The following is a 9,560-nucleotide window of genomic DNA, read 5'->3' on the forward strand; positions in this document are numbered from 1 at the left end:
GCGCGTGTCCGCGATGGTGAAGAGGGCGACCAGCAGGCGGAAGGGCTTGGTGAGTTCGTGGGCGGGGGAGGGAACGGAGCGTAGACGGCCGGCTTTCTCCGTCTCCGGATGGGACGCAACCCTCTGCTCGCGGCGTCTTCAGAGTGTGGACGACGAGCGGGATCTCGGATGAAACGCCGGTACGAAGAGGAATTCATGGCGTTCGCGGCGGCGCGGTCCGCACCTCTGTTCCGTTCCGCGTGCGTGCTCACCAGCGGTGATGTGCACCTCGCGGAGGACCTGGTGCAGGACACGCTGGGCCGGATGTACGCCAACTGGCGCAAGATCGCGCAGATAGACGACCCAGCGGCCTACACACCCACCGTCCTCGTGCGGACGTACCTGTCCCACCGCCGCCGGCGCAGCAGTTCCGAGCAGCCCACCGACACCCTGCCGGACTCCGGTGCCGTCACCGAGCACGACGCCACACTGCGGATCACGCTGCTCGACGCCCTCGGCCGGCTCTCCGCCCGGGACCGGGCCGTGCTCCTCCTGCGCTACTGGGAGGACCGCAGCGTCGAGCAGACCGCCGAGATCCTGCGCGTCCGTCCGGGCGCGGTACGCAACCAGAGCATGCGCGCGCTCGCCCGCATCCGGGACCTCCTCGGCCACGACCTGTCCGAGCTCGTCAGTCCCTGACCCCGGTGCCGTGGCACCACCCCGCCCTCATCACCGACTCGCGAAACGCGGCAACCCCATGCCCATAGAAGAAGACTTCACCGAAGCCCTCCGCACCACCCTCCAGACTTTCGAACCGCCCAACACCCACTCGCTCCTGCGGGGCGGTGTCCGCAGCGGCCGACGCAGGCGCCGCCGCCGCGCCCTGGCCCTCGGCGCGAGCGGAGCAGCCGTACTCGCGCTCGTCGGGTTCGGCGCGACGATCGCTTCCGGCCAACTGCCCGGCGGGCGACCGGCGGACCAGACCCTCACCGACCCCGCGGCATCGTCCCCCACCGGCTCGGCCACGGCCTCCACCACCCCGAAACCGACCTTCATCGGCACGCTGCCCCCCGATCGCGCCCTCGCCACCCTGACCGGGTTGCTGCCGACCGGCCTCTCCCACTCCAGTCCGCCCGGCGGCGAGCGGTCCGGGCAACTGTGGGTGGACGACGGACACGGCAAGTCGCTGCTCGAGATCCACGTCTCCCGGCCGACCTCCACCGCCGCCATCCGCAGCCACGTCTTCGCCGGCACGACACCCTCGGCCGACGGCACCCTGATCAGGACCACCCAGTCCCCACCCGGCCCGGGCCCCGGCCACCAGACGGTGAACGTCCTGCACCCCGACGGCCTCCACATCACCCTCATGGAGTGGCAGGCCCCAGACCAGAACACCCCCTCGACCCGCACCACACCGATCCTGTCACCGGCCCAACTACGGTCGATCGCCATCAGCTCGCGGTGGCGGTAACGACCGCGGCGGCCATGCGGCGGGCAGACACGCCCCTTCCGGTGGTGCTCTCAGGAGGCGCTCGACAACGCCTTCGAGTTGAACAATCCGCCGCGGAAGCTCGAACACGTCATCGATCCTCCGGAGCACGGCTTCGAGGAGATAATGAAGAACTCGGGAGGACACTCCGAAGCGTTCCGGCGCATCGTCAAAGTCTCGGCGAGAGCGACGACCTTCCGGAATCCACCCAAGGCAAGTTCCCAGGAAAGACACCATGACGGACCGCCCTGCCACCAGACCGCTCTGCCCCCTCGAACAGCGCGTCCTCGTCAAGCTCCTGTCGGCGGAGTTCCCGGGCGCGCAGGAGCTGAGGAACCAGTTGGCGCAGACCCGTGTCACCCGTCCCTGGGGGAGCGAGTCCCCGAGCATCGATCTGGACGTGCCATCCGGTGTTCCGGCAGCGGCAATCGAGGACGGCATCATGCCGGCCACCGGCACGGTCACGGACGACTCCGGCGAACGGTTCGGCGAACTGCTGGTTTGGGTGAGCGGTGGCAGGCTCTCGGCCCTGGAGTTCTCGTGGTACGGCGACACCGCTCCGACGGAACTCCCGGATCCCGGCCTCGTCACCGTACGGTGCGGTGAGACGGAGAGGACCGCGACTTGAGATTCGTCGAGACCCACTGGAACGGCTCGGGATTCTTCCTGGACCCGTCCGCCTACGTGGCCGAGCTTCCTCGCCTGCGCGGTGTACTCCCGCCGGGCGCCTGGGCGTTCGCCTCCGACCCGGGGCACTACGACATTTCCAGCGCCGACCGGTGCGTCAAGGACCTGGAACTGGCCGCTATCCGTCCGGCGACCGACAAGAGCGGACGGCTGGACCTGGAGTTCGCGCCCAACAGGTTCAAGCACGACAGGGGCCTGCGCATCAGCTACTCGGGAGTGACGCACTTCTCCATTGATTATGCGCATGCCATCGACTGGATGTTGGTCGACGCCGTGCTCCTCGACGAGATCCTCCCCGACGAGGACGGCGGCTGCGTGCACGAGATCGCGCTCACCGACGCGTCGATCACCATTCGCTGCGAGGACCTGCACGCCGTGTGGGGGGAGGCGAACTGAGGGGGTGAACGGGATCGTCGCCCGCTCAGAGGTCCTTGGCCGGCCGCGTCGCACCTCACGCGCGCGCGTTCCCGTAATCCCCGTGGTGTGCCCGGGTGCCGCCAGACCAGGCATCCTCGCCATGCCGACTGGGCGACGCCGTCCAAGCGGGCGGCGCACTCCGCGCCGTTCCATTCTTGATCGGTGATCTCGTCGAGCAGGCGTCGCTCGATGCGGGCCCAGGTCTCGCGGTCGGTCCGTGCTCCCACGGACCGACGCTTGCGCATCACCGTGTCCGGGAGGAAACGCACCTGCAGAGACCGCGCAGTACCTCGTCAACCGGCGGCCGCGCAGGTCGACAGCCTGGTCCGCGGAGACAGAAAGCGTCATGCGCGCGACCGCAGCAGCGGAGTGTGAGGGTTTCCTCCAGCACAAGAGACCGGCGGTTATGCCGAGGTGCCTCCAGCACCTCACGGAGCGAGACCACTCGAAGACGCGCAGGCAGAAACAGGTGAGGACCTACGGACATCCGTAGGTCCTCACCTGCTATCGCGGCTGTCGGGGTGGCGGGATTTGAACCCACGACCTCTTCGTCCCGAATGAGGTTTGGTTGGCGACCCTGCCAGCCTCGATGGCGTCGTCGCAGCTCAGGTGGGTGGTCTCTGTTGGTGTCGCGGGGCCTGGAAGGGGCTCAGGGAGCTGGCCGCTCCCAGATGGCTCCCATGGGTGCGTCCGAAGGCGCGCCTACGCGCCGCCTCGGAGGCACAGGGCCGGATCACCGCGGCCACCTTGGTCATCTCCCCGGCTGGCGAGGTGATCACCAAACGCTCCCGGGAACGCATCACGGCCAACCAGCAGGAGGACTTTGAGACGAACACTCGACGGGCAGTGAAGCACGCAAGGTCGACATGACACTTCCTTTACCCGTCTGCCCTATGGTCGGAGCCGCGTCTGCGAACCGGGGGAGGCGACAGCGATGGGCGACGGCAAGGTTCCCGGCAAGGTCCTGGACATCAAGACCGCCGACATCAAGGCGGCGGCACCAGCCTTCCACCAAGGGGCCATCGACCTGAGCAAGGCGCTGACCACACTGATCCAGACGTTGGACGGCCTCGGCGAGCCCTGGGGACACGACGAGCAGGGTGACAAGTTCGGCAATGTCTACAAGCCGCAGCAGAAGAAGATCGAGGGCGCGGCGGGCATCCTGGTGCTCGGTCTGACGAGCATCCACGAGGCCATGGTGGATCTGTCGGACGGGCACGTGGACAACGACGAGCTCATCGCCGGCATGTTCACGGAAGTGAAGTCCCCCCAGCAGAGCGATGGTGCCGGTGAGCGTTGAGGACAAGGCCCGCCACATTCTTCTCAAGCTAGGCCTGTGGTGGCCGGAAGCTGACTCCGGCAAGCTGCGGGACGCGGCGAAGGCCTGGCGCACCTTCGCGAATGCCGTGGACGACGTCCGTTCCCCGGTGCACCGCAGCGCGTCCGGGATCATTCACAACAACACGGGTGAGTCGATCGAGGCGTTCGAGAAGTTCTGGGGCCGCTACGCCACGGGCAAGGACGGCGGCTGGCTGAGCGATCTCGCGAAATCCTCGCGGGAGATGGCCAAGGCGCTGGACAAGTTCGCCGACGCCATCGACGACGCGATCAACAAGCTCTGGACACGCATCGGCATCGACGCGGCCGTGATCGCGGGCGGGGTGGCGCTTGCCTTCTTCACCGCGGGCCTCGCTTCGGGGGCTGCCGTCGCGGCGGCCGACGCGGTCATCGAGTTCGGCGCCACGATGGGCATCGCCGTCAGCACGACGGTGGCAGAGATCGCCGCGGGTACCCTCGCCGCCGCCGCGTTCGGCGGGGTCGAATCGGTCGCGGTCGACCTCGCGGTGGCCCAGCCGCTGCAGATGGCGACGGGGCTGCAGCACGGCTTCAGCCTGGACGAGGTCAACCGGGCCGCCAAGGACGGCATGATCTTCGGCGGCGCTCTCGGAGCGGGCGGCGGCCTGCTGAAAGCGAGCATGGAGGGCGGGCTCACCGACACCACCCCGCTGCTGCTGCGCCCGCCTTCCCTCCGCCCCGACCTGGTCGATCTGGGCCCGGCCGCCCGCAACGCCGAACGCACACCGTGCGTGGGCGAGCCGATCGACGTGGCGACCGGCGCCATGCTGATGACCCAGACCGATCTCACCCTGCCGGGCAGTCTGCCACTGGAGTTCACCCGCACCCACCTCTCCTCCTACCGGGGCGGCGTCTGCTTCGGCCCGACCTGGATCTCCACCCTGGACGAGTGCCTCCAGATCGACGGCGAGGGAGTCGTCTTCGCCGCGGCCGACGGCATGCGCCTGGTCTACCCGGTACCGGAACCGGGCGTGCCCACGATGCCGGCCAAGGGCGCCCGCTGGCCCCTGGAGTGGGACGGCAAACCGGACGGCGCGATGACCGTCACCGACCCGTCGACCGGTGTGACCCGCACCTTCGCCGCCCCCGTCCCCTCACCCTCCTTCGGCGTCTTCCACCTGGCCCTGGACTCCTGGTCCGACCGCAACGGCAACCGCATCGACGTCGAACGCGACGACGACGGCATCCCCTTCGGCATCCGCCACTCCGGCGGCTACTACGTCGCCGTCGACACCCAGGGCCCCCGCATCACCGCCCTGCGCCTGCTGGACGAACCCCCCTCCCGCTACCACCCGGCCCCCACGCCCGACGAGGGCACGGTCGTCATGCGCTACGGCTACGACACCGCAGGCAACCTCACCGAGGTCATCAACTCCAGCGGCGAACCCTGCGCTTCACCTACGACACCGAGGGCCGCGTCACCCGCTGGACCGACCGCAACGGAACCTGGTTCTCGTACGTCTACGACGACCGAGGCCGGGTGATCCGCACCGAGGGCATCGACGGCATCCTCTCCGGCACCCTGACGTACGACGACACCGCCCGCACGACCACGTACACGGACTCGCAGGGCCGTGTCTCGGTCCACCGGCACAACGCCGACGGGCTGCTGGTGGAGGAGACCGATCCACTCGGGCACGTCACTCGCACGGAGTGGGACGAGTACGGTGCCCATCCCGTCGAGGTGACCGATCCGCTCGGCCACACAACCCGGTACACCTACGACGACGTCGGCAACATCACCGAGCTCACCCTGCCCGACGGTTCCTCGGCACGGGCCGCCTACAACGCGATCGGACTGCCGACCGAGGTGATCGAGCCGGGCGGCGCGGTCTGGCGGCACGGCTACGACGAGCGGGGCAACCTGCTGACCACGGTGGACCCGCTCGGCGCCGAGACCCGGTACACGTACGACGTCGCCGGCCGGCCGACGGCGATCACCGACGCCCTCGGCCACACCCGGACGGTGACCTACGACGCGGCAGGCCTGCCCGTCTCCCTCACGGACTCACTCGGCCACACGACGACGGTTCGCCGCGACACCTTCGGTCGCGTCACCAAGGTGACCGACCCCCTCGGCAACAGTGTCCGTATGGGCTGGACGACCGAGGGCAAGCCGTCCTGGCGCGAACAGCCGGACGGCGACCGCGAGTCGTGGACGTGGGATGCCGAGGGCAACCTCCTCGCGCACACCGACGCGGCGGGCAACACGACGCATCACACGGCAACCCACTTCGACGTACCCGCCACCCAGACCGACCCCGACGGCAGCCGCTACAAGTTCTCCTACGACAGTGAACTCCGGCTGACCGCGGTCACCAACCCCCAGGGCCGCACCTGGACGTACACCTACGACGAGGCCGGACGTCTGGTCGCCGAGACGGACTTCAACGGCCATGCGCTGACGTACACGCACGACGCGGCTGGACGGCTGGTCTCCCGTACCAACGGCGCCGGCGACACAGTGCGCTTCACACGGGACGCGGTGGGCCGGGTGGTGGAGCAGCGGGCCGGCGAGGAGGACGTCACAACGTTCTCCTACGGTCCCGACGGCGGCTTGGCGCAAGCCGCCAACGGCGACGCCGTGGTCGTCCTGGCACGGGACGCCCTCGGCCGCGTGGTGTCCGAGACGGTGAACGGGCGTACGACCACGCACGGCTATGACGTCCTGGGACGCCGAACCCGGCGGACAACCCCCTCGGGACTGACCTCGGCCTGGACGTACGACGCGGCAGGGCGTCCGCTCGCCCTGCGATCACCCGGCGGCACGCTGGACTTCGTCCACGACGCGGCGGGCCGTGAGACGGCGCGCCACATCGGTGCCGAGGTCACACTGACGCAGGCCTGGAGTGGGACGGGAAGGCTGCTCGCGCAGACCCTGTCAACGGGAGTGGATGCCACCGCCCACCGCCTCCTGCAGCACCGCACCTACGCCCACCGAGCCGACGGCTACATCACCGAGATCCGCGAGCTGACCTCGGGCACGCGCCGCTTCGACCTCGACACCAGCGGCCGGGTCACCGGCGTCCGAGCGCACGGCTGGAGCGAGGACTACGCCTACGATGCGGCCGGAAACGTCATACGCGCCACCGCCCCTGGCCACGTCACCTCGGGCGACCGCGAGTTCGACGGCACACTGGTCCGCTCGGCCGGCCGAACCTCGTACGCCTACGACGGGCACGGCCGTTTGATCCGCAGGACCCGCAGGCTGCTGAACGGCCAAAGCCGCACATGGACCTACGTGTGGAACGCCGAGGACCGGCTGACGCAGGTTGTGGAACCGGACGGTGACTGCTGGCACTACGCCTACGACCCGCTCGGCCGCCGCATCTCCAAGCACCGCGTGTCGAAGGACGGCACGGAAGCCGACCGCACGGAATTCTCCTGGGACGACTCGGCCTTGGCCGAGCAGACCGTTCCGAACGGACGAGTCACCACCTGGGACTACGCGCCGGGCACCCATCGCCCGGTGGCCCAAACCGATCACCTGCCGCACGACACATCGGGCAACACCTCGTTCCTGGCCCGACTGGCCGAGGAGTCGGATTGCGGACCCGCGCCCCGGTTGTATGCCGTGGTGACGGACTTCCTCGGCACCCCCATGGAACTGGTCTCCGGCGCGGGCGATCTCGTCTGGCAGCATCGCACCACTCTGTGGGGCGCCGGTTTCCCGCCCCCGGAGCCGGACACGGGCTCGGTCGATTGCCCGCTGCGCTTCCCGGGCCAGTACGCCGACGACGAGACCGGGCTGCACTACAACCTCCATCGTTACTACGACCCGGAGACAGCCCGGTACATCAGCCCGGACCCGCTGGGACTGGCACCCTCCAGCAATCCCCACGCCTACGTGGTCAACGCCCTCGGCTGGATGGACCCGCTGGGCCTGGCCCCCAAGTGCGGAATCGACCTGTCCAGCGCCACCCCGCACAGCGGCCGCTTCCCCAATTCCGCGAAGCCCAACGAGGTCCTGGTGCGCCGAAAGCATGACGGGAGCGTGACGGCCTACGCTGTGTACGACGATCAGGGACTGCCCATCAAGCGCGTCGACGTCGACCCGGACTCCAAGCCTCACGGCGGGGTGCCGGCACCCCACGTGCTGGAGACCACCAGGAACGTGAACCCGAAGACCGGTCAGACGTTCCTCACGTGGAAGAAGATGCCCAGGCCTGCTCGCCCCGACGAGCTCCCCCAGTGAGTGCGAAGGACGGATGATGGACCCCCTGAAAGTTAGGGATGTGCGGGAGTGGACGCAGGCGGTCGGCGACGACGCCGATTACCTCGATTACCTGTCGCAGCAGGCGGGACTGGGTGAGTGGGCCGCGTTCTCCCGCGCGTTCATGCCTCGCTTCGTGGAAGTGGAAGGATGCGTCCTGTGGGACCGCGTCTACGAGCCTGACAACTTCCGCACCTGGCACGAGCGGCTACGGGGGGACGCCACCTCGATCGAGGCCATGCTGAACCGGTTCCGCTTGGCGCTCTACATCGACATCCCGGAGGATCCCGACTCCGAGGCCGCGGCCCATGCCCTGGCCGAGGAGATCGCCCGCTCCTGGCACAGCTGCCTGCACGACGCCTTCCCGGACCGCTCGTTCCACGTCACCGCCACCGAGACGGAGGACGGCCCGGTCGTGAGCTTCACGACGGTCCGCTGACACAGCGGGAGCACCGCGGAGACGGCCGCTGTGTCCATGAGACCGCCCTGCCGACGCGTCGAACACCGTCCGCTGCGCGGACGCCCATGAGGTGTCGGAGGACACAAGCCAGTCCGTGCAACCCGACGTGCTGCCCCGCCCCACAGGGGCAAGCTCTGATGCCCACGGGCAACCCCGCCCCCTACATGGGGTTGGAGTTCGTGCCCACGCGGTTCGTGGTTGCACCCGCTGCGCTACCCGCGATCGCGATCACCCGACCTGACGGCAGGTACACCGCAGGGGAACCGTTCATGAATCGCCGCAGAAACAGGTGGGGCAGGCACTGAAACCAGTACCTGCAGACGGTGGTGCGCACGAGATAGTCCACTGACCGGGTTGCGCGGTGCTTGGTGTCTCCTCGATGCCTTGGCTGATCGGCTGGCGTCTGCTGCTCGTCAGGCCGCTACCAGGGAGTCAGAGGGGCGGTCTGCGGCCGGCCGGTTAGCCCTTCGAGCCGTCTGGTGCCCTCAATTTGCGAAGGTGCATGTGGTCGGGATGTGGCCGCGTGGCGGCCAGGTTGGCTTGGCTGCGGCCACCCTGAAGTGGCCGATCAGGATCTTCTCCCAATTTCTCTCAAACGACCCCCGGAACCACTCAGGGGCCCGACCCGCTCTCACGGATCAGGCCCCTGACCTGGTACTACGGCGTCGGGGTGGCGGGATTTGAACCCACGACCTCTTCGTCCCGAACGAAGCGCGCTGCCAAGCTGCGCTACACCCCGGTGTCGCTGCTTCTCGCGGCGACGTCGTTTACTTTAGCCCACTGGGGGCCCAGAGACGAAATCCGATTCAGAGGTGGCGTCGGGCCGGGGTCGGGCGGGTGTGGTCCAAGGCGATCAGGAGGACCGCCAGGGCGTAGATCGCCAGGCCCAGGAGGAGGGCGTTGGCCAGGGTGGCGCGGTAGCCGTGGGCGGCCGGGTCCAGGAAGGGGTAGAGGTAGGC

At 68.8% G+C, this 9,560-nt stretch carries 7 protein-coding genes, 1 tRNA gene and 3 pseudogenes; 8 read left to right on the forward strand and 3 right to left on the reverse strand.

Features of this window, described 5'->3' with window-relative positions; all coding sequences use genetic code 11:
• Positions 1-168 precede the first annotated feature (168 nt).
• From FRZ03_RS11090 to FRZ03_RS11105, 4 genes are all read left to right on the forward strand, one after another.
• Positions 169-678, forward strand: a complete 510-nt coding sequence (locus FRZ03_RS11090; RefSeq protein ID WP_146464978.1) for a SigE family RNA polymerase sigma factor — start codon at positions 169-171, stop codon at positions 676-678.
• 58 nt (positions 679-736) lie between these two features.
• Positions 737-1,450, forward strand: coding sequence for a hypothetical protein (locus FRZ03_RS11095; protein WP_146464979.1), 714 nt, complete (start codon positions 737-739; stop codon positions 1,448-1,450).
• A 253-nt stretch (positions 1,451-1,703) separates the two neighbouring features.
• On the forward strand, positions 1,704-2,096 hold the full coding sequence (locus FRZ03_RS11100; protein ID WP_146464980.1) for a hypothetical protein: 393 nt from the start codon (positions 1,704-1,706) through the stop codon (positions 2,094-2,096).
• Positions 2,093-2,551: a hypothetical protein gene (locus FRZ03_RS11105; RefSeq protein WP_146464981.1), complete on the forward strand. Its 459-nt coding sequence runs from the start codon at positions 2,093-2,095 to the stop codon at positions 2,549-2,551. The genes FRZ03_RS11100 and FRZ03_RS11105 overlap by 4 nt, the downstream gene beginning before the upstream one ends.
• Positions 2,552-2,634: 83 nt before the next feature.
• On the opposite strand, the pseudogene FRZ03_RS40975 reads toward FRZ03_RS11105, so the two are convergent.
• Positions 2,635-2,920 (reverse strand): annotated as a pseudogene (locus FRZ03_RS40975) (hypothetical protein); the annotation flags it as partial.
• Between the two features lie 586 nt (positions 2,921-3,506).
• On the opposite strand from FRZ03_RS40975, the gene FRZ03_RS11115 reads away from it, so the two are divergent.
• From FRZ03_RS11115 to FRZ03_RS11125, 4 genes and pseudogenes are all read left to right on the forward strand, one after another.
• A complete protein-coding gene (locus tag FRZ03_RS11115) occupies positions 3,507-3,872 on the forward strand; it encodes a hypothetical protein (protein ID WP_146464982.1) in 366 nt (121 codons plus the stop codon).
• A pseudogene (locus FRZ03_RS41415) lies at positions 3,853-7,814 on the forward strand (DUF6531 domain-containing protein); the annotation flags it as partial. The gene FRZ03_RS11115 and the pseudogene FRZ03_RS41415, both read left to right, overlap by 20 nt.
• Positions 7,797-8,123, forward strand: a complete 327-nt coding sequence (locus tag FRZ03_RS41420) for a polymorphic toxin type 24 domain-containing protein (RefSeq protein WP_186785361.1) — start codon at positions 7,797-7,799, stop codon at positions 8,121-8,123. The pseudogene FRZ03_RS41415 and the gene FRZ03_RS41420, both read left to right, overlap by 18 nt.
• 13 nt (positions 8,124-8,136) lie before the next feature.
• A complete protein-coding gene (locus FRZ03_RS11125; protein ID WP_146464983.1) occupies positions 8,137-8,580 on the forward strand; it encodes a hypothetical protein in 444 nt (147 codons plus the stop codon).
• A gap of 686 nt (positions 8,581-9,266) precedes the next feature.
• On the opposite strand, the gene FRZ03_RS11130 is transcribed toward FRZ03_RS11125, so the two are convergent.
• Together FRZ03_RS11130 and FRZ03_RS40225 are read right to left on the reverse strand one after the other, a co-directional pair.
• Positions 9,267-9,340 (reverse strand) — tRNA-Pro (locus tag FRZ03_RS11130).
• 67 nt (positions 9,341-9,407) lie between these two features.
• A pseudogene (locus tag FRZ03_RS40225) lies at positions 9,408-9,560 on the reverse strand (Pr6Pr family membrane protein); the annotation flags it as partial.

Source organism: Streptomyces misionensis (genome assembly GCF_007896895.1).
GTDB classification, from domain to species: Bacteria; Actinomycetota; Actinomycetes; order Streptomycetales; family Streptomycetaceae; genus Streptomyces; species Streptomyces misionensis_A.